The 26,073-nt window shown below is 42.8% G+C and carries 17 protein-coding genes; 10 read left to right on the top strand and 7 right to left on the bottom strand.

Annotation, left to right across the window (positions count from 1 at the left end):
- The gene (locus ACO5E4_RS05405; RefSeq protein ID WP_454905198.1) at positions 1–726 is read left to right on the top strand and encodes a TerC family protein; all 726 of its coding nucleotides are present in this window, start codon (positions 1–3) and stop codon (positions 724–726) included.
- 95 nt (positions 727–821) lie between these two features.
- Here the strand turns inward: ACO5E4_RS05405 and glnA are convergent, their stop codons facing one another.
- The gene (gene glnA / locus ACO5E4_RS05400) at positions 822–2,231 is read right to left on the bottom strand and encodes a glutamate--ammonia ligase (RefSeq protein ID WP_485862333.1); all 1,410 of its coding nucleotides are present in this window, start codon (positions 2,229–2,231) and stop codon (positions 822–824) included.
- Positions 2,232–2,534: 303 nt separating this feature from the next.
- Here glnA and typA point away from each other — a divergent pair, with 303 nt between their 5' ends.
- Both typA and ACO5E4_RS05390 read left to right on the top strand, forming a co-directional pair.
- Entirely contained in the window at positions 2,535–4,388 is a 1,854-nt protein-coding gene (gene typA / locus ACO5E4_RS05395) for a translational GTPase TypA (protein ID WP_485862332.1), read from the top strand.
- Positions 4,389–4,522: 134 nt separating this feature from the next.
- The gene (locus tag ACO5E4_RS05390; RefSeq protein WP_485862331.1) at positions 4,523–8,992 is read left to right on the top strand and encodes a S6 family peptidase; all 4,470 of its coding nucleotides are present in this window, start codon (positions 4,523–4,525) and stop codon (positions 8,990–8,992) included.
- Between the two features lie 208 nt (positions 8,993–9,200).
- Here ACO5E4_RS05390 and ACO5E4_RS05385 read toward each other — a convergent pair whose 3' ends face one another.
- Genes ACO5E4_RS05385 through ACO5E4_RS05370 form a run of 4 tightly spaced genes read right to left on the bottom strand, consistent with a single transcriptional unit; the run spans position 9,201 to position 15,956 of the window.
- A complete protein-coding gene (locus ACO5E4_RS05385) occupies positions 9,201–10,436 on the bottom strand; it encodes an MFS transporter (protein WP_485862330.1) in 1,236 nt (411 codons plus the stop codon).
- Positions 10,393–12,189 (bottom strand): ABC transporter ATP-binding protein, encoded by a 1,797-nt coding sequence (locus ACO5E4_RS05380; RefSeq protein WP_485862329.1) that lies wholly within the window; start codon positions 12,187–12,189, stop codon positions 10,393–10,395. The genes ACO5E4_RS05385 and ACO5E4_RS05380 overlap by 44 nt, the downstream gene beginning before the upstream one ends.
- Complete coding sequence (locus ACO5E4_RS05375) at positions 12,174–13,889, bottom strand: ABC transporter ATP-binding protein (RefSeq protein WP_485862328.1); 1,716 nt, start codon at positions 13,887–13,889, stop codon at positions 12,174–12,176. Before ACO5E4_RS05375 ends, ACO5E4_RS05380 begins: the two co-directional genes overlap by 16 nt.
- Before the next feature lie 3 nt (positions 13,890–13,892).
- Positions 13,893–15,956: a TonB-dependent receptor gene (locus ACO5E4_RS05370; RefSeq protein WP_485862327.1), complete on the bottom strand. Its 2,064-nt coding sequence runs from the start codon at positions 15,954–15,956 to the stop codon at positions 13,893–13,895.
- Between the two features lie 166 nt (positions 15,957–16,122).
- Between ACO5E4_RS05370 and ACO5E4_RS05365 the strand changes: the two genes are divergently transcribed.
- Positions 16,123–16,704 (top strand): TetR/AcrR family transcriptional regulator, encoded by a 582-nt coding sequence (locus ACO5E4_RS05365; protein ID WP_311351421.1) that lies wholly within the window; start codon positions 16,123–16,125, stop codon positions 16,702–16,704.
- A 90-nt stretch (positions 16,705–16,794) separates the two neighbouring features.
- Here ACO5E4_RS05365 and bcp read toward each other — a convergent pair whose 3' ends face one another.
- Positions 16,795–17,259, bottom strand: a complete 465-nt coding sequence (bcp, locus tag ACO5E4_RS05360; RefSeq protein ID WP_485862326.1) for a thioredoxin-dependent thiol peroxidase — start codon at positions 17,257–17,259, stop codon at positions 16,795–16,797.
- Positions 17,260–17,411: 152 nt separating this feature from the next.
- Here bcp and dapA point away from each other — a divergent pair, with 152 nt between their 5' ends.
- Together dapA and bamC are read left to right on the top strand one after the other, a co-directional pair.
- The gene (gene dapA / locus ACO5E4_RS05355; RefSeq protein WP_485862325.1) at positions 17,412–18,305 is read left to right on the top strand and encodes a 4-hydroxy-tetrahydrodipicolinate synthase; all 894 of its coding nucleotides are present in this window, start codon (positions 17,412–17,414) and stop codon (positions 18,303–18,305) included.
- A gap of 100 nt (positions 18,306–18,405) precedes the next feature.
- The gene (gene bamC / locus ACO5E4_RS05350; protein WP_485862324.1) at positions 18,406–19,410 is read left to right on the top strand and encodes an outer membrane protein assembly factor BamC; all 1,005 of its coding nucleotides are present in this window, start codon (positions 18,406–18,408) and stop codon (positions 19,408–19,410) included.
- 101 nt (positions 19,411–19,511) lie between these two features.
- Here bamC and ACO5E4_RS05345 read toward each other — a convergent pair whose 3' ends face one another.
- On the bottom strand, positions 19,512–20,198 hold the full coding sequence (locus ACO5E4_RS05345) for a YggS family pyridoxal phosphate-dependent enzyme (protein WP_485862323.1): 687 nt from the start codon (positions 20,196–20,198) through the stop codon (positions 19,512–19,514).
- 311 nt (positions 20,199–20,509) lie between these two features.
- Here ACO5E4_RS05345 and thrA point away from each other — a divergent pair, with 311 nt between their 5' ends.
- The 4 genes from thrA (at position 20,510) to ACO5E4_RS05325 (ending at position 26,035) form a co-directional block, all read left to right on the top strand.
- Complete coding sequence (thrA, locus tag ACO5E4_RS05340) at positions 20,510–22,957, top strand: bifunctional aspartate kinase/homoserine dehydrogenase I (RefSeq protein WP_485862322.1); 2,448 nt, start codon at positions 20,510–20,512, stop codon at positions 22,955–22,957.
- A gap of 12 nt (positions 22,958–22,969) precedes the next feature.
- Positions 22,970–23,914, top strand: a complete 945-nt coding sequence (thrB, locus tag ACO5E4_RS05335; RefSeq protein WP_485862321.1) for a homoserine kinase — start codon at positions 22,970–22,972, stop codon at positions 23,912–23,914.
- Between the two features lie 62 nt (positions 23,915–23,976).
- The gene (gene thrC, locus ACO5E4_RS05330) at positions 23,977–25,251 is read left to right on the top strand and encodes a threonine synthase (protein ID WP_485862320.1); all 1,275 of its coding nucleotides are present in this window, start codon (positions 23,977–23,979) and stop codon (positions 25,249–25,251) included.
- A gap of 64 nt (positions 25,252–25,315) precedes the next feature.
- Positions 25,316–26,035: a 4'-phosphopantetheinyl transferase family protein gene (locus ACO5E4_RS05325; protein WP_485862319.1), complete on the top strand. Its 720-nt coding sequence runs from the start codon at positions 25,316–25,318 to the stop codon at positions 26,033–26,035.
- Positions 26,036–26,073: the final 38 nt, after the last annotated feature.

Raw genomic sequence — 26,073 nt, 5'->3', positions numbered from 1 at the left:
ATGTTTGAATGGTTATTCAGCCCTGAGGCGTTAGTCGCCTTATTTACCCTTACCGCACTGGAAATTGTGTTGGGTATCGACAATATTATTTTGATCAGCATTCTAGTTGCCAAATTACCGGAAAAACAACGTCAACCGGGGCGTATTATCGGCTTAAGCCTTGCCATGGGCACTCGAATTTTACTCCTATTGACCCTTTCTTGGATGATGCACCTGACAGAGCCTCTGTTTGAGCTCTTTGGTAAAGGTGTTTCGGGACGAGATTTAATTCTATTTTTCGGCGGTTTGTTCTTAATCGTTAAAAGTACTAATGAAATTCGTGAAGCGATGACACCGCACACGGAAGAAGAACACCATGAAATCAGCAAAAAAGTGAGTTTTATCGGTGTGTTAATTCAAATTGCCTTGCTTGATATCGTGTTCTCACTGGATTCGGTCATTACCGCCGTGGGCATGGTCAATCAAATTGGCATTATGGTCAGCGCCATTATTATTGCCGTGGGTATGATGATGTTTGCCGCGAAACCAATCGGTGAGTTTGTCGAAAGCCACCCGACCTTCAAAATTCTGGCTCTCGCCTTTTTGATTCTGATCGGTATTACGTTAATTATCGAAAGTTTCGGTTTCCATGTACCGAAAGCTTATATTTACTTCGCTATGGGCTTTTCTATCTTTGTAGAAGTATTGAATACAAAAATGCGTAAACGCTTAGGCATGGAATGCTAAAGTCTCTAAGTGCGGTTAAAAATTCATTTGTTTTTCTAACCGCACTTTTAAGCAAAAATAAAGGCGGTATCAAACCGCCTTTATTTTTTACGCTATTAGTAATACATTTCAAATTCTACCGGATGTGGCGTCATGTTCAAACGTTCAACTTCCTTGCGTTTTATGCCAATGAAGGCTTGAATGAAATCTTTTGTGAAAACATTGCCTTGTGTTAAGAATTCAAAATCTTTTTCTAAGGCGTTTAATGCTTCTTCTAATGAACTTGCGACAGCAGGAATATCTTTTAATTCTTCCGGTGGCAAATCATAGAGGTTTTTGTCCATGGCATCGCCCGGATGAATTTTGTTCACTACGCCATCTAAGCCCGCCATTAATAATGCGGCAAACGCTAAATACGGGTTAGCCAACGGATCTGGGAAGCGAGCTTCCACACGAATGGCTTTCGGACTAGTCACAGCCGGAATACGAATGGACGCCGAACGATTGCTTGCGGAATACGCCAATAACACCGGCGCTTCAAAGCCCGGCACCAAACGTTTATAAGAGTTGGTGCTTGGGTTGGTAAAGGCATTTAACGCTTTTGCGTGTTTGATGATACCGCCGATGTAATAAAGTGCGGTCTCTGAAAGGCCTGCATATTTATCCCCTTGGAAAATATTTTTGCCGTCTTTGCTCAAGGACATATTACAGTGCATGCCAGAACCATTATCACCGGTAATCGGTTTCGGCATGAAACAGGCGGTTTTACCATATTCCTTTGCCACATTACGTACGATGTATTTATAAATTTGAGTTTCATCCGCTTTCAACGTTAACGTATTGAACTTGGTCGCAATTTCATTTTGACCGGCCGTGGCGACTTCATGATGGTGCGCTTCAATCACCAAGCCCATTTCTTCCATTAACAAACACATCTCGGAACGAATATCATGTGCCGTATCAATCGGTGCCACCGCGCAATAGCCGCCTTTTTTCAGCGGACGATAGGCATTGTTGCCGTTTTCATAACACTTGTTGGTGTTCCATGCGGCTTCAACATCATCCACGTGGTAAGCATTGCCGTTCATTGACACGTCAAAACGCACATCATCAAAGAGGAAAAATTCCGGTTCCGGCCCGAAAAAGACGTGATCTGCCACACCGGTGGAACGCATATAATTTTCCGCGCGAAGTGCGATTGAACGCGGGTCACGATCATAGCTTTGCATGGTGGTCGGTTCAAAAATGCTACAACGGAGGGATAAAGTTGGAATCTGTGCAAACGGATCGACAACGGCTGTTTCGGCAATCGGCATTAAAAGCATATCTGCTTTATTGATGGCCTTCCAACCTTCCACAGAAGAGCCGTCAAACATTTTGCCGTCTTCAAATAAATCCTCGTCAACCAAATTCACAGGCAAAGAAACACCATGTTCTTTGCCTTGAATATCGGTAAAACGAAGCAACACAAATTTGATGTCATTTTCTTCAATGAGTTTAAACACATTGTCAATCGCGTTAGACATACTAGTAAATCCTCTAAGACGTGGGTTAATTAAGATAAAAAGGGAAAAAGAATGCGCATAAAAATAGCATATTCTGCCTCAATTTCATAAAAGTATTTCATACATTCAGTTGAATTTTCTTCATTAAATCCCTTTTTTATTTTTCATAAAGTCACGTCTTTTATTGTGTAAATTTTCTCCTATTTACGCATAGCAGCCTCTCATAAAAAGTTGTATAATCTGCGCCTTTCGCATTTTTGGCAGTAAAAGTGCAGTCAGAAAATTACCTATTTTTTATTATTAGCTTAGGCTTAAGAATTCTCAATGACAGATCAAATAGACATTAACAAATTGCGCAATATCGCAATCATTGCCCACGTTGACCACGGCAAAACAACTTTAGTGGATAAATTATTACAACAATCCGGCACATTGGAAGCCTCTCGTAGCGGTGATACCGATGAGCGCGTGATGGATTCCAACGATTTAGAAAAAGAGCGCGGCATTACTATTTTAGCGAAAAATACCGCCATTAATTGGAACGGCTACCGCATTAATATTGTGGATACTCCGGGACACGCAGACTTCGGTGGTGAAGTTGAACGCGTACTCTCCATGGTGGATTCCGTATTATTGGTGGTGGATGCCTTTGACGGTCCAATGCCACAAACCCGTTTTGTGACGCAAAAAGCCTTTGCTCATGGCTTAAAACCAATCGTGGTCATTAACAAAGTTGACCGCCCCGGTGCACGCCCTGATTGGGTGGTCGATCAAGTGTTCGATTTATTCGTTAATCTTGGTGCTACCGATGAACAGTTAGATTTCCCGATTATTTACGCGTCCGCCTTAAATGGCGTAGCTGGTCTAGATCACGAAGATTTAGCCGCCGACATGACCCCGTTATTTGAAGCCATTGTTGAACATGTTGAACCTCCAAAAGTGGAACTTGATGCACCGTTCCAAATGCAAATCTCCCAACTTGACTACAACAATTATGTGGGCGTTATCGGTATTGGTCGTATTAAACGTGGTACAGTAAAACCAAACCAAAGTGTGACAATCATCGACAGTTTCGGTAAAACCCGCACCGGTAAAATCGGACAAGTATTAGGCCACCTTGGATTACAACGCTATGAAGAAGACATTGCCAGCGCAGGCGATATCGTGGCGATTACCGGTCTTGGTGAACTCAATATTTCCGATACCATTTGCGATATCAATAACGTGGAAGCCTTACCGGCATTAAGCGTTGATGAGCCTACTGTGACCATGTTCTTCTGCGTAAACACCTCACCATTCTGCGGTAAAGAAGGTAAATATGTGACATCTCGTCAGATTTTAGAGCGCTTAAACAAAGAGCTTGTGCATAACGTCGCATTGCGCGTAGAAGAAACCCCAAACCCGGATGAATTCCGTGTTTCCGGTCGTGGTGAATTGCATTTATCCGTGTTAATCGAAAATATGCGTCGCGAAGGCTACGAATTAGCCGTATCCCGCCCAAAAGTTATCTTCAAACAAGTTGACGGACACAAACAAGAGCCGTTTGAGCAAGTTACCATCGACATTGAAGAACAACACCAAGGCGCGGTAATGGAAGCCTTAGGTATCCGCAAAGGTGAAGTAAAAGACATGGTGCCGGACGGTAAAGGGCGTACGCGTTTAGAATATGTGATCCCAAGCCGTGGCTTAATCGGTTTCCGTAATGAATTCATGACCATGACATCAGGAACCGGTCTGCTTTACTCCAGTTTTAGTCATTATGACGATGTAAAACCGGGCGAAATCGGTCAGCGTAAAAATGGTGTATTAATTTCCAACGCGACAGGTAAAGCCTTGGCTTATGCGTTATGGGGCTTGCAAGAACGTGGCAAACTGATGATCGATCACGGTACCGAAGTTTACGAAGGTCAAATCATCGGTATTCATAGCCGTTCTAATGACTTAACCGTGAACTGCTTGCAAGGGAAGAAACTCACCAATATGCGTGCTTCCGGTAAAGATGATGCCATTGCGTTAACTACACCAATCAAATTCAGCCTTGAACAAGCCATCGAATTTATTGATGATGACGAATTGGTGGAAATCACTCCGCAATCTATCCGCATCCGTAAAAAATTATTAACGGAAACGGATCGTAAACGTGCCAATAGAACAACAACCAGCACGAGCACACATTAATTCGTTTAAAATCTAAAAAGTGCGGTGCGTTTTTCAAAAGTTTTGCAAAACGCACCGCACTTTTATATGTACCCCCCCTAAATTTTCTCATATAAAAACGTACAAGCATTATTAAATCGATATCTAAGGTCTTTATGAAAAAATTATTAAAACCACTTTGTCGCACGCTTACAGCCTCCTCTATTGCTCTGGCATTACATCCGTCCGCCTTTGCTGCCATTGTACGCAGCGATGTGGATTATCAAATCTTCCGTGATTTCGCCGAAAACAAAGGTAAATTCCATGTCGGCGCAACGAATGTGGAAATCCGGGATAAAAACGGCAATGCGTTGGGTACCCTTTTACCGAATTTACCGATGATCGACTTTAGCCCTGTTGATGTGCAAATGCGTGTCGCGACTCTCGTTGATCCGCAGTATGTCGTGAGCGTAAAACATAACAGCGGTTACAAAAATGTTCGCTTTGGTATAAAAACCGGTCATAGCGACATTCCTGATGACACTTACAGATTAGTGGACAGAAATAATGACGGTCCTCCAGATATTTGGTGGAAATATGATCGTCGCCATGAAGACTATCATTCTCCTCGCTTACACCGTTTTGTCACTGAAGTTGTTCCAATGCCAACAACAACGGCAGGAACGGATCCGAATACTTACATGGATACAGCCCGTTTCCCTTATATGCTCAGAGTCGGGGCAGGAACACAATTCCGTGAAAGCGCAGATAAAAACCGTGAAGAATTACAAGGTGCTTATAACTACGCCATCGGTGGACAATCCTATGACTTACAGCCTAAAAAACAGGGATTCCTCGATTTATACGGCAATTTATTTGATAAACCGCTTACCAACTATGCTGTTCCAGGAGACAGCGGCTCACCAATTTTTACATTTGATAAACAACAAAATAAATGGGTCTTTTTAGGGACTTATACCTATTGGGGTGGGTATAAAAACACCACTTGGCAGGAATACATTATTTATCGCAATGATTTTAATCAACAGCGATATGCTGAAGATATTGCGGGTCAAATTTCTGCAGATAACAATGAAGAGTTCATTTGGGAAGCAGCAGATAAAACCAGTACGATTCGTAGTACAAGAAATAACAATAAAACCTTAGTCGTTGATTTAATTGATGCCTCTTTAAAAACAGCAGAAGAACAACTTAACTATGGTAAAACCGCTTATTTAAACGGGAATAATGGTTTATTAAAACTTAAAGGCGATATTAATCAAGGCGCTGGCGGGCTTTATTTTAACGGGGATTATACAGTCAGCGGACAAAGTACAAATACCGCATGGACAGGTGCAGGAATATCCGTTGGTGAGGGAAAACAAGTTAATTGGCAAATTCGCAATAACGACATTTTATCTAAAATTGGTCGCGGTACATTGCATGTTAATGGAACCGGAAAAAATGACGGAAAAATCAGCGTTGGTGACGGTACCGTTATTTTAAACCAACAAGCAGATGAAAATGGCAATAAACAGGCATTTAAAGAAGTCGGTATTGTGAGTGGTCGTTCAACGGTTATTTTAAATGATGCCGAACAAGTTAATCCGGATCGTATCTATTTTGGTTTCCGTGGCGGTCGTTTAGATCTTAACGGGAATAACTTAACATTTAAACGAATTCGCAATGTTGATGAAGGTGCAATGATTGTCAATCATAATGAGAATCAAGCATCAACGCTTACTCTGACAGGCCAAAACTTATTTTTCCCGGAACAAGTGAAGATTCGTGAAGTTCAGAATTCAAACCGCCCCGCAGGAGATCACTTATATCATTGGCAAAATGGCTGTGAAAATCGTTACTTTGTTTCTAAACACGGCAATATGAAAGCCTCATTCCCTTGTAAGCCGGATCAAGGCAGTACAGACGATTGGGAAATCGTAGCAACGGATCGTGAAGAAGCAATTAATATTGTTACCCAAAGGGAAACACAACGACCAGATGCAACGATTAATGCTTTTGATGGCTATTTAGGTGAAACAAATGCCTCTCTCCATAACGGAAAATTAAACGTTAATATCAATGCCGTAAACAACCAGTCCACTTTCCTGTTTACCGGCGGTAGTCAGCTTAACGGAGACGTCACATTAAATCAGGGTATTGCGCTATTCTCCGGCAGACCTGTTCCTCATGCCAATGATTATTTAAATGGTAACAAAGGGAAAGATGTCGTCTTTGATGATGAATGGATTAACCGCACTTTTAATGCCAACAGCATTAATGTAAACAATAATTCTGTCTTTTATAGTAGCCGTAACGTTGCCCAAGTTAATGCCAACTTCAATGCAAGCCAAAATGGTCAAATACATTTAGGCTATAAAAACAATGATCCTGTTTGTATTCGCTCTGATTACACAGGAAAAGTCACTTGTAGCAATGAGGTCATTTCAACCAAAGCATTGGATAGCTTTACAGCAACCGAAATCCGTGGCAATACGCAACTCACTGACAATGCTCAACTTATTTTAGGTAAAGCTCATTTATTCGGGACGATTAACGGCATCGGAAACAGCCAAGTAAGACTGACAGAAAATACGAATTGGACACTGACCGGTGATAGCCAAACTGCACGCTTAAATTTAGAAAAAAGCCATATTTTCTTAAATAACCATGCAAATCCCACAGTCTATAATCACTTAACAATTAATGAATTAAGCGGCGAAGGAGAATTTCATTATACTTCTGCACTTACAAATCAACGCGGCGATAAAGTTACTGTAACCCATCAGGCAAGCGGTAATTTTGTACTAGATGTTAAAGATAGCGGTGGTGAAGCTAAATATGAAAAACTTGATTTACTGGATGCGTCTAAAGCAACCAGAGATCCGGCATTAAAAGTATCATTAGCCAGAAATCATGTAGATCTTGGTGCCTACGTTTATAGTTTGATTGAACAAGATGGTATTTTCCGACTCTACAATGCCAAGTTAGAAAACGAAAAAATTGAAGCAGAACGTATCGCCAAAGAAAAAGAAGCGGCTCGTTTAGCTGAAGAAGCACGTCAACGTGAATTGGCGCGCTTAGAAGCAGAGCGTATTGCCAAAGAGAAAGAGGAACAAGACCGTCTTGAAGCAGAGCGCATCGCGAAAGAAAAAGAGGCAGCTCGTTTAGCCGAAGAGGCTCGCCAACGTGAATTGGCTCGCTTAGAAGCAGAGCGTATTGCCAAAGAGAAAGAGGAACAAGCACGTCTTGAAGCAGAACGCATCGCGAAACAAAAAGAAGCGGCTCGTTTAGCTGAAGAAGGACGTCAACGTGAATTGGCGCGCTTAGAGGCAGAGCGTATTGCCAAAGAGAAAGAGGAACAAGCCCGTCTCGAAGCAGAACGCATCGCCAAAGAGAAAGAAGCGACTCGTTTAGCCGAAGAAGCACGTCAACGTGAATTGGCGCGCTTAGAGGCAGAACGTATTGCTAAAGAGAAAGAGGAACAAGCACGCCTCGAAGCAGAGCGCATCGCGAAAGAAAAAGAAACGGCTCGTTTAGCTGAAGAAGCACGTCAACGTGAATTAGCGCGCTTAGAAGCGGAGCGTATCGCTAAAGAGAAAGAGGAACAAGCCCGTCTCGAAGCTGAACGCATCGCCAAAGAAAAAGAAGCGGCTCGTTTAGCTGAAGAAGCACGTCAACGTGAATTAGCGCGATTAGAAGCAGAGCGTATCGCGAAAGAAAAAGAGGCTGCTCGCTTAGCCGAAGAGGCTCGTCAACATAATGCAACAAAACCTGTGACATACAAACAAAAAGATATTATCAGTGCGAATACCAATGCTGTCCTATCTGATACAGCGATGTTGACCGCACTTAATCTTCAGTTAGCTTCACGTTTAGATCGAACAATTTTGACTCAACGTTCTGGCATGTGGCTTTCTTATAACAACAGTAATCATAAATATCATTCAGATGATTACAAAAACTTCCACAGTAAAAGTAATCAGGTTGCATTAGGTGCAGAAACACCAGAAATGACGAATGGTGTTGTATTAGGGGCGATGGTAACCCACGCACAAACCAATAATGAGTTTTCATCATTAAATGGTAAAAACACCCTCTCCTTAGCAACCCTGTATGCAAAACAGCAAATCGATCGATTTAGTTGGGCTATTGATACAAGCTACGGTTGGTCGCGCAGCAAAATTGACGGCGAACATAAATTTGATCGCAATATCGTAAATGTTGGTCTTAATATGGCTTATGACGTTATGATAAATGGTCTGCAAATTACACCAATGCTAGGAGTTCGTTATCACCAATTCAGCTCAAGTGAAGGCGAATTAAACGGCGTTATTGTGAAAAACCCGGCAATCAAATTACCGACCTACCATACCGGTGTAAAAGTAGGTTACCACTTTAACGTCAATGGCTTGGAAATTACACCAGAGATCTCGAGTTACTATGTTTCAACGGGAAATAAATCTTATAGCCAACGTATTAATGGACAAGAGTTTGAGCAAACATTTGGGCACTACACTTACCATGAAGCAAACATCAGTTTTGGTTATAAACCTTGGAAAGTCTCAATGTATGCTGGCAATAGCCGAGGTAAAAACAAAGAGAAACAGAACCAATTTGGTGTAAAACTCAACTATAGTTGGTAAAAATACCTAAAAAAACGACCGCACTTTAATCTGTCCCAAAACGTGGACAGATATTAAATATTGAGCTCTGTCCTGCACAGAGCTCAAATTGTTTAATCTGAGTTTAATACATACCTCGTTATGATAACGAATATAGCCATGTATTTACCTGCTCTAATTCGTCAATATTATTTGTAACCGAGGATTTTTGTCATGAAGCTTTGTAAATTTATGATAATGCTTCTTTTCGGCATCCAAAAAATTGCCATATTCCAACGGCAATGAAGGTGGCGGCGAGGTAAACTGTGAGATAGTCAAAGGCATGCGCGAGACGGAGGGAGACAAAGCCTGCTAGGTAGGCGCCGAAGAGGGCGACAGAGAATTGCAATGCGCTGTCGAGCGTGGCGTAAGTTTGATTGGATTTATCCATAATCATGGCGAGCAAGCACGGCACCAGCAACGCGTATGTGATGCTTAACAATAAAATCGGCGCGGCGATAAGATAAGGAAAATCCGTGCCGACATATTCAAATAAAATAAATAAGCAGAAGGCAAAGATTTGGCTAAATAATACCCATTGGGTGACAGAAACCCGAGAATATTTTTTGAGTAATAGACCACTTAGCGGCGCAAAGGCGATAGCACAAAGGGGTTCGAATACGGAAAGTAATAGCCCAATGTGTTGGCTGCTCCAGCCCAAGGCATTTAGACGCGGAATGAAACTACTGACCACCATGCCGCTGGGAATAAACACAAATAACAATAAAATCAACCAACGAAATGAAATGTGCGGTTGTTGCCAAAAGTGGAAAAACCGTGTGAATAAAAAATGCAATGGCGGATTTTGCGATTCAGCCGTAACTGTAGGTTCTGAATATAGGCTGATTTGTAGGAGCAGCAGTAGCGCAAAAACACTGATTAAATCCACCGCACTTTGCCAGCCGTAATGATGATAAATCAGTAACACCAAACCGCCGCCAAGCATTTTACCCACTCGTCCTGCGATCACCTGAATGACACCGCCAAAGCCACGTTGCTCAAAAGGCAGGATGGCACAGGTTAATCCTAGCGTTGCACAACCGAAAAATAGACTGCTTAGGTTCAATAGCACACACGCCACCATAAGCAGCGTAAAATCCCGTTGCGGTTGGATGAAATTCAACATGAATAGGGCAATAAAAATGATTAGCGAGGAAAGGCATAGCCAGCCGCGAAATTGCCCGATACGCTTGAGACGATAGCGTTCAATTAACGGTGAAACGATGAATTTCGCCATTTCCATTCCACCAAGCAAATAGAACCAACTAAGCTGTTTAAGATCGAACCCCATCTCTTTTAACATGGTGATGAGGCCAATCATATAAAACGCCACTACGCAAAATTTAAAGCCGGCAGTCGTGGCAAGGATCGCCCAATCTTGTTTAGTGAGTGATGTTGCCTTGTTGGCATTGCCAAAACGCTGCATAACGTCCTTTTTGTTCTAAGAGTGTTTGATGCGTGCCTTGTTCGGCAATGCTGCCGTTTTCCAACACATAAATGCAATGCGCGCCCACAATGGTGGAAAATCGGTGAGCGATAATCAACACGGTTTTGTCTTTAACCAGCTGATCCAGCGCTTTTTGCACTGCAAGCTCATTGCGGGTATCCAACGATGCTGTCGGTTCATCTAAAATGAGAATCGGTGCGTCTTTTAAAATCGCGCGGGCAATCGCAAGTCGTTGCTTTTCACCGCCGGAAAAATTACTCCCAATTTCATTAACTTGCGTTTGATAGCCTTGTGGTAATGCCTGAATAAAATCATGACATTGGGCAAGTTTGCAGGCGTGAATCACCTCTTCATCGGTGGCATTGGGTTTTGCCATTCGGATGTTATTTAATACGCTGTCTTGGAATAAATACACGTCTTGAAACACCACAGAAATTAAGCGCATGAGCTGTTCTTGGCTAACATCCCGAATATCGATACCGCCGATCGTAATTCGCCCTGATTGCGGATCAGCATAACGCAACAACAAGCGGAGTAATGTTGTTTTACCACAACCGCTGGTGCCCACAAAAGCATTGAGGCTATTAGGTTTTATGTCCAGATTAATGTCGTTTAGGATGGTTTTTTCGGCATTGTAACCAAAGCGGACATGCTCATAGCGAATGCGATAATCGGTGGGTAATCTGCTGCCATGATTTTCCGCCAATTCAGGCAATGCCATCAGTTTTTCAAATTTTTCACAGCTGATCACAAAAATTTCTAAGAGTGAAGACATTTGCACAAAGAAGTTCAATACATCTGAAATTCGCGCAATTAAAATCAGCACTGTGGCTAACAATACCCAATGAGCGCTACCGGAAATCACCCAAAATGTGCCAACAATTAATACCGCAATCAGGCTGAATTGAATGCTTGAGGTAATAATCAAATTCGGGCGTTCGCCTTTTTTAGTGCCGATGCGTTGAATGTTGGCGACATCTTCAATCACACGGTTGAAAATATGTTGTTTGTTTTCAGTTTGCCCTGTTGATTTCAGAATTTCCAAACCTTGCACAAACTCAATAGTTTCGCCTTTAAGTCGCTGATTAGCTTCTGCCAAAATACTGAATCCACGACGGAAAGCTTTTCTCCGCCATAAATAAAGTGGCACGATAAGCGGGAAAATAATGAAGATCAGCAGCCCAAAGCGGTAATCAAAGAAACAAAGACAAAGGGCGGCAGACACCGGTGTTACGATGCCGTAAATTAGAATACTAATTAAACTGAATGCGTAATTTGTGGCTTCATTAATACTTTGGATGGCAACGGCACTGAGTTCGCCTGCACGAAATCCACTGAGGACGGCAAGAGATACGCGGCGAAGTTTTTCGCCCAGTTGACGTCTTAATTGATATGTCGCCAAAAATGAATCACCTTTGGTGTCATAATATTCCGCCCAAATACGGAAAAGGAGGCTGGCGATTAAAAGCACGCCACACAAAACACTCCAAAAAATGACCGCACTTTGTCCTGCTTCAGTTTGTTCTAATGCCAAAAGCAGCGGATACAGCAAGCCGATAGCCACGCCGAATAAGGTTGCAGACAGTGCCGCAAAAGCGAGACAGCGTAAGAATGCGCTTTGTTGCTGTTGGGCGGCGGCAAATAAGGCGTGATAAGTTTGCCACAGGCTTTTTACACGTTGAGTTTCAGGATTAAAGTAAGATTGCATAACATTCTCTAATGTATCGTCCAAGATTTTGCCTGTTGATATTCCGCCCAAAGGGTTTGATAGGCAACATTGGTTTGCAACAAGACTTGGTGATTGCCTTGAGCGATGATTTTGCCGTTCTCTAAATAAATAATTTGATCGGCTTGGGTAATGCTAGACAGGCGATGCGCCACCATGATCACTGTTTTATTTTGCATCAGCGCATGAAATGCCTGCATTAAATCCGCCTCGTTTTTTGCATCGGAAAAAGCCGTGGGTTCGTCTAGCAATAAAATCGGGCGATTTTGTAAAAAGGCGCGGGCTATACTGATACGTTGTTTTTGTCCGCCTGACAATAATTGTCCGCGTTCCCCCACTTTTGTTTGATATTGCTCCGGCAAAGTCATAATAAAGTCGTGAATGCGGGCTTGTTTGGCGGCATTGATAATGGCTTCTTCCGTCACATTTTCTATGCCGTAAGCGATGTTTTCGGCAATAGAGCAAGAAAATAAGAAGTTATCCTGAAATACGACCGAACAATATTTCATGAGTTGATCCTGTTCCATATGACGAATATCTGCACCACCTAAGGTGATTTTTCCGCTATCGACATCCCAAAAGCGCAACAGCAAATTGAGTAAGGTGGTTTTGCCGGAGCCTGAAGTGCCAATAATGGCAGTAAAACTATTTTGCGGTACGCTGAAATCGATATTTTTCAGCGTCGCTTTGTCGGCATCATAGCTGAAATTGACCTGTTCAAATTGAACCGCATACCCCTTTGGCGTTTGTAGCGGTAAAAGTGCGGTGGCATTTTCCAACGTTTTTATTTCGTTAATGCGTTCAATGGCGGCACGGGAGCGTTCCAACAAATGAAACAGCCCCATGTAAGGATGCATGGTTTCAATTAACCCGGCGGCTAATACTAAAAAGCCAAAGGTGGAAAGCAGCACAAGCAAGTGTAAATACACGCCTAACACGATCAAAAACAGCATGATCGGCATTGGCGTAAAGAGCGAACGGGCAAGACGTGTTGGCGCGCCTACTTTGGCTAAAAAAGCGAAGATGACCTGATTAAAATTTTCCAATGCGGTGCTAAAACGGCTGTACGAACTTTGTCCCGCATCAAAGGTACGAATCGTGCTCATGCCTTGAATATATTCAATAATCGCGCTATTGATTCGGCTCACGGCAGCACCGTAATCACGATAATTCAAGCGGCTTTTTTGCATTAAACGTTGCAGAATCGTAAACAACACGACAAGGAAAATCACCACAGCCAATGCCATTTGCCAATTTAACCAAAACAATGCCGCCAACACGAAAATCGGTGTGGAATAAGCCTCCGCTTTAAGGGGGGGCGCATCGGCAACAAAGGTGTGCAATTCGTTTACGTCATCGCACAGCACTTTGGTTAAACCGCCTGAACCGATTTCATTGACTTTGCCTAACGATAATTGACTGATTTTTTTCGCAAGCTGTTGGCGTAGCATTTTTTCCAATTCAAAGGCCGCATAATGAGATTTGTCGTGCGCTTTAATTTTGCAAGTGTAATACAAAATGGAAATGGCAAGCAGCGCAAAAATCTGCCAATAAGGAAATGTAAGAGATTGGCTGACGGTGAACACAATGTGGATCATCAAAAGCCAAATCCCGATTTTTAAGCCTTGTGCGAAGGTTGCCAACCACATTGAGGCGCGTAATTGCGCGGCAACTGGTTGGCAAATTTGTTGGTGCTGCTTACTCATTGCTTAGAATCTTAACTCGGTAGAAAGCCCAATTTGGCGTTCCGGCTGACGGGTAATGTCGCCAGAGCGCGGTACGAGTAAGATATCTTTGCGTGAGTTAAGCACGTTGTCGGCATAAAGCGTGATTCTGGCATGCTTAAAGTCGTACGCTAAATAAACATCAAGTTGGTCATAATGCCCTACTTTACCATTGGCTAAGTTGTCGGCAGTGGAATAATAACTGCTGTTGTAGCTGTAATTGGTGCCAATTTCTAGGTGGTCAAGAAGACGATAATTGGCCCCCACTTTTCCGCTGAAACTCGGTGCGCGAGCAAGTTTATTCCCTTCAATGCCGCTGTTTGGATAATGTTTAATATCGGTTTTTAACATCCCGATGCCCGCATTGAGTGCCAGTTTCTCCGTGGCCTGCCATTCGGTATTGATTTCCGCACCATAGGTAACGACTTTATCGGCATTGCGGATCACGATGGAATTTGGACCAAGGGTGAACGGTAACTGCATGTCTTTGTAGTCGTTATAGAATAGGTTGCTGTTAATGCGTAAGCGTTTATCTGCGGATGTCCAACGATGATAAAGTTCGTAGTTCCAGACATATTCCGCGTCATATTCATAGCTGGTGTATGGGACACCGAAGGTCACACCGGCACCACCCGGATTGTAACCTTTGCCTACTTTAAAGCCTAAGCGTTGATCATCGTTAATCTTCCATGCAATATCTGCTTTTGGCAGGAAGACATTGTATTTTTTATCCCGGTTGATGGAAAACATCGCACTTTTGCCTTTACGCTGATGATGTTCCTGTTCATAGCGAGCAGAAAGCGTTAATTCAAACGGAATATCCGGCGTAAAGGTAATTTCACCAAAGGCCGCCTTGGTTTTCGTTTTATCATTAAAATTTGTTGTAATCGGCGTGCGAGCAATGCGTCCGTTAAGCATCGTAACACTTTCATCTTGTTTCGCATTGAAATAGAACAAACCGAATAAACCACGGTATTTTTCGCTTTCGTATTTTACAATGGGTTCAATTTGGAATTCATTGCCATCAACGCGAGCCGGAACACCTCGACGATTTGGCGGCAATGCGGTGTTGAATGGCGAAGTCGTTTTTCTATCGTGAATAAAGTGGGTATAAACCAATTTATTTTCCCATTTCCAATGCTCTGAGAGTTGATAGCCAATGTCCCAAATGGTGCTGGCAGAGCGAGTTTGGAATACCGGGCGTTCCGGCGTGTAACGTGGTGAATTAGGTTGTAATTCCGTTTCACTTTGTGGCGCTCTTGCGTTTAAATGATTGAACGTTAAACGGCTATAGAGATCCGGCAAGGCAGACGGCGTCCACAGTAATTTGGCGCGGGTATTGGTGGCTTTAAACCAACGTGGGTTACCGACGGGATCATAATGCGGTAAATCCACAGCCGTTTCTCGTTGTTGATGATCTACGCTTAAACGAAACGCTAATTCGTCTTTCACCACAGGGCCTGAAATCAGGGCTGCTGTTTGCGCCAATCGATGATTCCCCATATTCAATTTCGCAGCGCCTTCCCATTCTTGCGTTGGGTCATTGCTGGTCATGACCACCGCACCGGCAATGGCGTTACGCCCTTGGGCATAGCTTTGCGCCCCACGATAGATTTCTACCTGTTTCATATCCCAGAGGGATTTTGTACCGAATGCCAATTCGTTATAGCTGGAGGTTCTACCGTCAATTTGCATATTCAAACGTGGGCGTGAACCGGCAAAAAATGCCACCGCACCTACTGCTGGACCGGATCCGTCAACGCCACGCACAGTAGGTAAGTCATTGCCCAAGCCGGTGTCTAAAATATTCACATCGCGTTTTAATAATTGGGTCGCAGACAGTAAATTAGTTTCTCGTTTGAATTGATCACCAGTTACCACAGTTGTGCTTGAACCAGTCGAAGATTGACTACGTTCAAATTTTTCACCAGTGACAGTGATTTCGTCTAGTACCGAGGTTTGTTTACTTTCTTCGGCATGAATAGAAAAAGAATAGGCACTCATCAGGCAAAGGCTGATGAAGCTGAGTCGTGGGGATAACTTGTTCATGGATTCTCCTGTGCTTCATTTTTAAAGTTTACACTTTTTGCATTAAATAATTAATAATGTAAACCTAGCACAATAACAACACGAAAGTAAATAAGAACCTTTCTCAAATTTGTCATTTGACAATTAAAGGCTTTCAGTTATGTTATTTCCCCTTAAGGAGCGAACCATGAAAAAAGATATTTTTTTGAAACAGGTTGCCACTGAACTGTTTTATCAACAAGGCTGGAGATTAACCTCTGTCGCAGAAATTTGTCGGGCGGCGGGGGTGAGTCGAGTGACGTTTTATAAATATTTCCCCACCAAGCAAGATTTAGTGAAATGTATTTTTGAAGAACAAAAAAATAATATGCGGCGGGAATTTGACAGACTGTTAGCCACAGAAGCAGATTTAGCCACAGTGATTCAGCAGATTCTGGCGATGCAGCAAGAATCCATGGCCACGCTGTATTCCACCGCCGTATTACATGATTTAAATCATGATCAAGATGAAACCTTACAGGCTTTTTTTCGGCAAATGGCACAGGAAAAATATCTCTATATGCACTATTTTTTCAGCACGTTACAACAACGCAAAAGCGTACGTGATGATTTTCCTGTGATTTTAATTGATGTATTGATTCAAAAAATGGATGAAATGATTCATTCTTCGGTCTTACAACAACATTATGCCGGCAAAGAACAGCAACTCTTTAAAGATGTGTTACAGCTTTTTATGCATGGCATTGCTTATCAGAAAAATTCGGCCTGATTTCTTGAGTAAAAAAAGGTCAAAAACGGACCGCACTTTGGGGATATAGATCACTTTCATGCGGTCGTTTTATTTTAACGTTATAAAAAATCACTTTTTCAAATAATCCAACACTACCTGATGATGATCTGTGGTTTTAAATTTATCAAAAACATGCGCAATTTTACCGTTTTCATCAATAAGAAAACTGATTCGGTGAATACCATCAAAAGTGCGTCCCATAAATTTCTTTTCCCCCCATACGCCAAATTGCTCGGCGACTTGATGATCTTCGTCTGATAACAACGTGAAATTCAGCGCTTTCTTTTCGATAAACTGCGCTAATTTTTTCGGGGCATCGGGACTGATTCCTAAAATCACTACGCCCAAGTTTTCCAATTCCGATTTGCTATCCCGTAAACCGCAGGCTTGTGTCGTGCAGCCGGGGGTTAACGCTTTTGGGTAAAAATAAACCAACACTTTTTTACCTTTAAACTGTTCCAAAGAAACTAATTCGCCATTTTGATTCAGTAAAGAAAAGTGCGGTGCATTTTCGCCGACTTTTAATGTATTCATTTAAAAATCCTCTTAAAAAATAAAAAATTTCTTGCAAATTCAGGGTATTTTAGCGATCTTAAACAACTATTAGCAAGCAAACACAACTCTTTTTTCCGGCAATGTAATTTGTTATTTAAACCGGAATACAATAACAAAAAATGGAGGCTTTTATGTCAAATCATCCTTTATTTCAGGGAAGCATCGTTGCATTAGTGACACCAATGGATAGCCATGGCGAAGTGGATTTTGAAAATTTGAAAAAGCTGGTTGAATTTCACATTAATGCCGGCACGGATGCGATTGTTTCTGTTGGGACAACCGGTGAATCCGCCACCCTCAGCATTGATGAAAATGTAAAAGCCATCTTAAAGACCGTTGAGTTTGCCGCCGGCAGAATCCCGGTTATTGCCGGTACCGGCGCCAATGCCACCAGTGAAGCCATTACCATGACAAAATTATTAAATAATAGTGGTATTTCCGGTTGTTTATCTGTTGTACCTTATTACAACAAACCGACGCAAGAAGGCATGTATCAACACTTTAAAGCCATTGCAGAATGCACCGATATTCCGCAAATTTTGTATAACGTACCGGGACGTACCGGAAGTGATTTACAACCGGAAACTGTTGGCCGTTTAGCTAAAATCAAAAATATCGTGGGTATTAAAGAAGCCACGGGTGATATTTCCCGTGTGCAAAAAATCAAACAACTTGCCGGCGATGATTTCATTGTATTAAGTGGCGATGATGCAACCAGTTTGGAAGCAATGAAACTGGGTGCCGAAGGGGTTATTTCCGTCACCAATAATGTTGCACCTGCGGACATGGCACAAATGTGTCATTTAGCTCGCGAAGGTAAATTTGAAGAGGCTGAAAAAATAAATCAACGTTTAATGCCGCTACATAAAAATCTCTTTATCGAATCTAACCCTATTCCAGTGAAATGGGCCTGCTATAAACTCGGGCTCATTCAAGAGCCGACTCTTCGATTGCCTCTCACCGTACTCAGTGAAAAAGCACAACCGTCTGTATTAGAAGCCCTAAAACTTGCCGGACTACTTTAAATTGATATCGGGATCTATAACATAGATCCCGAACTTTTCCCGTTCTCTTCTGTCGAAAGCAGACTTTCTCACTCTTGATTACACGCCAAAAGGATATGTTATGAAAAAATGGTTACTCACTGCAGCAATGGTTGCCCTATTAAGTGCCTGTTCTGCCAGCAATGAAAGTAAACAACAAGCGGGCGATAACTACCAAAAATCAAATCCTGAATTGCCATCTTTCGCTCCACTCGCCAGTGGCGGTGTCAATTTACCGACACAAAGCGCGGAATATCAATTGCCTCAAGTCAAAATTGCGAAAACAGAAAACGTGGATATTCGACCTCCATCAATTCCGTTAGCCATTATCAACGGTTCCATCACCCAATTTGATGGTGAACGTGCATTAATTGTTTATGAATCCAATAAAAAACAGGTGTATAACCTAAAACAAATTGAACGTTTACTGAAAGAACAAGAGATAGGTTATCACAAAGAAGGTAAAAAATTAGTGACTGATTGGACTGAGACCGGACGCGTGGATGACTTAAAAAATACCCAAATACGCTATCAAATTGAAGAAGTAAATACCCGCCAAGCCAATGCATTAATGGTTTCAGTGCTACAAATGAAACGCGATGACACTGTTTTCACACCAAGTTTTGCGGATAAACAACGTTATGCTTCTGACCGATTAAATCAATTCGTTGGAGAGCTTAACAGCACTTATCAAAAGCAACAGCAAGAACTAAGAGGAGTACAATCCTCACCAATTCAGTCCGCCATTGCAACAGATTCTAATGGTCGTACTGCATTAGTTTTGAATGCGCCATTCGAAAAAGCATGGCACCGTTTAGCTTCTGCATTACCAACATTAGGCTTTGAAATTACCGAAGAACAAGGCGCGCGTGGTATTCGTGAATTGGCTTATAAACCTTTATCTCAAGAAGAATGGTTGCGAATCGGTACACAATTCCCTGAATTAGAAAAAGGGGATTACCAAATGCAACTTGCTGCCGCCGGCAGACAAAGTGCGGTTGTTATTTCAGATGAAAAGAAAACCGCACTTTCCGGAAAACAAGCACACATTATTTATCAAGCGTTACAAAACGTCTTAGCAAGATAATTAACCAGCTCACACAAAACGCCACATTCAATTGAATGTGGCGTTTTGATTTCCTTTAAAATCAAAAAACACGGTCAAAAACGACCGCACTTTTGTGAACATCATACTCGCTTGCCAAAAATTGCTGTGCCGACGCGCACCATCGTAGAGCCACATTTAATAGCGGTTTGCATATCATCGGTCATGCCCATGGATAACGTGTCAATTTGGGCATGGGGCAACGCCTGTTGCAAACGTTCAAACAAGGTTCGCATTTGACGAAACGTTTGTTCCTGTTGCACCACATCATCGGTAGGTTCGGGAATCGCCATTAAACCGCGTAAACGTAAGTGCGGTAGATTTTCTACGTGTTTTGCTAAAGGCAAAATATCATCGGGTTGTACGCCGGATTTACTGGTTTCATTGCTGATATTCACTTGAATTAACACATTTAATGGTGCCTTGTGCGGTGGGCGTTGTTCATTTAAGCGGTCAGCGATTTTTGCACGCTCAAGGGTTTGCATCCAGTCAAAATATTCCGCCACTAAGCGGGTTTTGTTAGATTGTAATGGTCCAATAAAATGCCATTCCAATTCAATCTGCTGTTGTTGGCAAAATTGAATCTTTTCAACGCCCTCTTGCACATAGTTTTCTCCAAAGACCGTTTGGCCTGCTTCGTATGCGGTTAAAATAGCCTCAATCGGTTTCGTTTTAGAAACAGCAAGTAATTTGACCGCACTTGGCGTTTTGAACCGGCATTCGCATTGTTGTATCTGCGCCCGAATATGAGCAAGATTTTGCGCAATCATAAGGTTTCCTTCTTATCAAAATAGCGATTTATTTTACACCAACTAAAAAAGTTAGAAAATAATGCAAAATTCTCCGAATTCCGTTTGACAAGGATATGAAATTTCGGTATTTCTATATCTAATTTTTCACCATGCAAAATAAATTATGTGTCAAATTAACCGCACTATTATTATGTCAACCACCATGATTACCATTACGATGATTAATGGGGCGGGCTAGTGCGTTAAGAATAAGATTCATCAACCCGCTTCCTCTATAAAGCGGGTTTTTTTATGCAAACATTTTTATATATCATACTCAGGAGAATATCATGCGTGTATTAAAATTTGGCGGCACATCACTCGCCAATCCGGAACGGTTTTTGCAGGCTGCCGAGCTTATCGAGAAAGCCCATTTAGAGGAGCAAGCGGCAGGCGTGCTATCGGCACCGGCCAAAATCACCAATCATCTTGTTGCCCTTTCCGAAAAAGCCAGCTTAAATCAACCTACCGATTCCCATTTCAACGAAGCATTAGATATTTTCTATACCATCATCAACGGCCTACACGCCAAAAATAATAACTTTGACCTTGCCGGTACCAAACAAATTATTGATCAAGAATTCCAACAAATCGCCTCTTTATTAGCACAAATCCGGCAAGCCGGTAAAGTAGAAGATGCGGTGAAAGCCACCATTGATTGCCGCGGTGAAAAACTCTCTATTGCAATGATGAAAGCTTGGTTTGAAGCCAATGGATATAGCGTACACGTTGTTGACCCGGTTAAACAATTATTGGCTCAAGGCAGTTATTTGGAATCTTCTGTGGATATTGAAGCGTCCACCAAACGCGTGAATGCAGGCGCCATCGCCAAAGAGAAAGTTGTGTTAATGGCAGGCTTTACTGCCGGCAATGATAAAGGTGAATTGGTCTTGTTAGGCCGTAATGGTTCCGACTACTCCGCTGCCTGTTTGGCAGCCTGTTTAGGCGCCAGCGTCTGTGAAATTTGGACAGATGTTGACGGCGTTTATACTTGCGACCCTCGTTTAGTATTGGATGCGCGTTTGTTGCCAAGCCTGTCTTATCGCGAAGCCATGGAGCTTTCCTACTTTGGTGCAAAAGTGATTCATCCACGTACTATCGGTCCGTTGGTACGTCCGAATATTCCATGTTTAATTAAAAATACCGGCAATCCAAGTGCACCCGGTTCTGTTATCGCCGGTGATATTAAATCCGAAGGCTTGCAGGTCAAAGGCATTACGAACTTAGATAACGTTGCCATGTTCAACGTTTCCGGTCCGGGGATGCAAGGCATGGTTGGCATGGCATCACGCGTATTCTCTGCCATGTCTAACGCCAATGTATCGGTTATTTTAATCACTCAATCTTCTTCCGAATACAGCATCAGTTTCTGTGTGCCGGTAAAATCTTTGGAGATTGCACTCAAAGCATTAGAAACGGAATTTGAGCAAGAATTAAAAGCCCACCAATTAGATCCTATCGAAACGATTAAAGATCTTTCCATCATTTCAGTAGTGGGTGATGGAATGCGCCAAGCCAAAGGCATTGCCGCACGTTTCTTCTCTGCCTTAGCCCAAGCCAATATCAGTATTAATGCCATTGCACAAGGCTCTTCCGAGCGTTCTATTTCTGCTGTGGTTGCTCAAAATAAAGCGATTGAAGCGGTAAAAGCAACGCATCAAGCTTTATTTAATAACAAAAAAATCGTAGAAGTCTTTCTCGTGGGCGTTGGCGGTGTTGGCGGTGAATTAATCGAGCAAATCAAACATCAGAAAGAGTATTTAGCCAAAAAAGACATTGAAATTCGTGTCTGCGCCTTAGCCAATTCCAATAAAATGTTATTAAACGAGAATGGCTTAAACTTAGACAATTGGCAAAAAGACTTGGAAAATGCCACCCAACCGTCTGATTTTGATGTGTTGTTGTCTTTCATTAAGTTACATCATGTTGTGAATCCGGTCTTTGTGGATTGCACATCGGCAGAATCCTTGGCGAGTTTATATGAACGTGCCTTGGCGGAAGGTTTCCATGTGGTTACGCCAAACAAAAAAGCGAATACTCGCGCCTTGGATTATTATCACAAACTGCGCGATTTAGCCCATAAAAACCAGCGTAAGTTTTTATACGAAACCAACGTAGGTGCAGGTTTACCGGTTATTGAGAACTTACAAAACTTATTAGCCGCCGGTGATGAAGTGGAACGTTTTGACGGGATTTTATCCGGTTCCCTTTCTTTTATTTTCGGCAAATTGGAAGAAGATTTAACGCTTTCCCAAGCGACCGCACTTGCTCGTGAAAAAGGCTTCACCGAACCGGATCCACGCGATGACTTATCCGGTCAAGATGTTGCCCGCAAATTGTTAATTCTTGCTCGCGAAAGTGGTTTAGAACTGGAATTGTCTGATGTGGAAGTGGAAGGCGTGTTGCCGAAAGGTTTTGCTGAAGGGAAATCTACCGAAGAATTCATGGCGATGTTGCCACAACTTGATAATGACTTTGCGGCTCGGGTTGAAAATGCCAAAGCGGAAGAAAAAGTCTTACGTTACGTTGGGCAAATTGAAAATGGCAAATGCAAAGTCTCTATTGTTGCCGTGGGCAAAGATGATCCGCTATACAAGGTAAAAAACGGTGAGAATGCTCTAGCGTTTTACACCCGTTACTACCAACCGATTCCGCTATTATTACGCGGTTACGGTGCAGGCAATGCCGTCACTGCGGCAGGCATTTTTGCCGATATTTTAAGAACCTTAAAGCACTAAACGGAGAATGTTATGCTAAGAATCTATGCACCGGCCTCCAGTGCCAATATTAGCGTTGGTTTCGATACCTTAGGTGCGGCAATTTCCCCGATTAACGGTTCATTATTAGGCGATGTGGTGCAAATCGAACCTATCGCCGCCGGCTTTGAGTTAGAAAGTGCGGGTTATTTTGTGCGTAAATTACCAAAGGAGCCGCAAAAAAATATCGTTTATCAAGCCTATGTGTTATTTAGCGAACAGCTCAAATTGCGTAACACAAAAGTCAAACCCTTGCGTTTAACGCTAGAGAAAAACATGCCTATCGGTTCAGGCTTAGGATCCAGCGCCTGCTCTATTGTTGCCGCCTTGGTCGCGCTGAATAAATTCCATGACGAACCGTTTTCTAAAATGGAATTGTTAGAAATGATGGGCGAGTTGGAAGGACGCATTTCCGGCTCCATTCATTACGATAATGTGGCGCCTTGCTACTTGGGCGGTGTGCAATTTATGGTGCAATCACTCGGCAACATTTGCCAAACTCTGCCGTTTTTTGGCCATTGGTATTGGGTCTTGGCGTATCCGGGGATTGAAGTGTCCACTGCGGAAGCTCGTGCGATTTTACCGAAAAGTTATACGCGTCAAGATGTGATTGCACATGGTCGCCATCTGGGTGGTTTCGTGCACGCTTGCCACACGCAGCAGGAAAATTTAGCTGCCATGATGATGAAAGATGTCATTGCCGAACCTTATCGCGAAGCCTTGTTACCTAACTTTGCTGAGGTCAAACAAGCGACACGCGATTTAGGTGCGTTAGCCACCGGGATTTCAGGCTCCGGCCCGACGATCTTTTCCATCGCACCGGATTTACATATTGCCGGTAAACTTGCCACTTATCTTGAAAATCATTATTTACAAAACAACGAAGGCTTTGTGCACATTTGCAAAGTCGATAATGCCGGCGCAAGAGAGCTTGATTAAAACACCGGAAAAAATCACCGCACTTTTATCTTAAAAGTGCCAAACGAAAAAACAGGTTTCACATGAATTTATACAACATCAAACACCCCGAAGAACAGGTCAATTTTGCCCAAGCCGTACGCCAAGGGTTAGGCAAAGATCAGGGCTTGTTTTTCCCTGAAAACATACCGCACTTAAGCAATATCGATGAGCTATTGGCATTGCCGCTGGTTGAGCGCAGTCAAAAAATCCTTGGCGCACTAATCGGCGATGAAATCCCGCAAGCACAGCTTGAACAAATGGTGCGCAACGCCTTCACTTTCCCGGCACCGGTTGCCAAAGTGGAAGACAATATTTATGCATTAGAATTGTTCCATGGCCCGACCCTTGCCTTTAAAGACTTCGGCGGACGCTTCATGGCGCAAGCCCTTGCGACCGTACGCGGTGACGGCAAAATCACGATTTTAACCGCGACATCCGGGGATACCGGTGCAGCAGTTGCTCATGCATTCTATAGTTTAGAAAATATCGATGTAGTGATTTTATACCCGAAAGGTAAAATCAGCCCATTGCAAGAAAAATTATTCTGTACCCTTGGCGGCAATATTCGCACCATCGCGATCAATGCCGATTTCGATGCTTGCCAAGCCTTAGTCAAACAAGCCTTTGATGATGCAGAACTACGCCAAGCCATTGGTTTAAACTCGGCGAACTCCATCAATATCAGCCGTTTATTGGCGCAAGTGTGCTATTACTTTGAAGCAGCGGCACAATTATCCAAAGAACAACGTGAAAACTTGGTGGTTTCCGTGCCAAGCGGCAACTTCGGCAACCTCACTGCCGGATTAATCGCCAAAACCCTCGGCTTACCAATTAAACGTTTTATCGCCGCCACCAATGCTAATGACACCGTGCCGCGTTACTTGCACAGCGGAAACTGGTCACCGAATGTGACCGTTGCCACCCTTTCCAACGCGATGGACGTTTCCCGCCCGAACAACTGGCCACGTGTGGAAGAATTGTTCAAACGCAACGGCTGGGCATTAAATGCGTTACACGCTGCTGCGATTTCCGATGCGCAAACAGAAGACACCTTACGCGCTATGCATCAACTGGGTTATTTGTGTGAACCACATGGTGCCGTGGCCTATGAGGTGTTAAAACAGGATTTACAAGCAGGCGAAACCGGCTTATTCCTGTGCACTGCACATCCGGCAAAATTTAAAGAATCCGTCGAGCGCATTCTGGATTTAACACTGCCGTTACCGGAAGCCTTGGATAAACACAACAAACTGCCGTTATTATCCGATGAAATGGAAAATGATTTTGCGCAGTTAAGAGCCTATTTATTGAAATAATACAAAAAAGTGCGGTGCCAAAACGCAACGGATTTTTTGACCGCACTTTTCTTATCTTATCACGATGACAACGCTAATCGCTTGGGGAAACATTAACACCGTTTTCCCTTTTCACGAAATCCCCACGGCATTTGTTCCGGCAAACTTGTTGACTTTAAGCCACGATACCCCGCGTGTAAAACAACGTTGGCAATGTCGCCGTTTAGCCCATTTTTTGCTATGGCAATTACTCAAAATGGCAGAAAAACCGACCGCACTTTTAGGACAAATTTCCCGTACAGAAAGCGGGCGACCGCAATTCCCCTCTTCTGAGCTCGATTTTAATATCAGCCATTCCGGTGATTGGGTGGCAGTGATTTTACATATCAGTCCACCAGGCGAAAAAAGTGCGGTAGGCATCGATATTGAATCACCTAGCAAAGTTCGCCCTTATTTAGCCCTATTGGAACACTTTGCAAGCACCGAAGAAATCCACTGGTTTCAGCAGCAAACTAATCCAACATCTGCTTTTTACCGCATTTGGTGCCTACGCGAAGCCGTACTGAAATCGCAAGGCGTAGGTATCGCAAAATTATCGGAAGTCACACATCAGCCCGAAACCTTACAAATTTTCTCTGCCCATTGTCCCCGTGGACAATTGTTTTTTACGGATGAACTGCCTTTTTATCTTGCCTTTTTTGTTAACCAAGAAAGCTCAATATTGCCTCATTTTTTAGCATGGGATGGTACGCATCTTCAAGCGCAAAGGCTTGTACATAAAATTCACTATAGCGTAAATAACTAACCCTTTAAAATTGATAGACTTTTCTATTAATCGTTAGA

This window comes from Aggregatibacter sp. (assembly GCF_057314075.1).
This window is presented reverse-complemented; position numbering and strand designations above follow the sequence as displayed.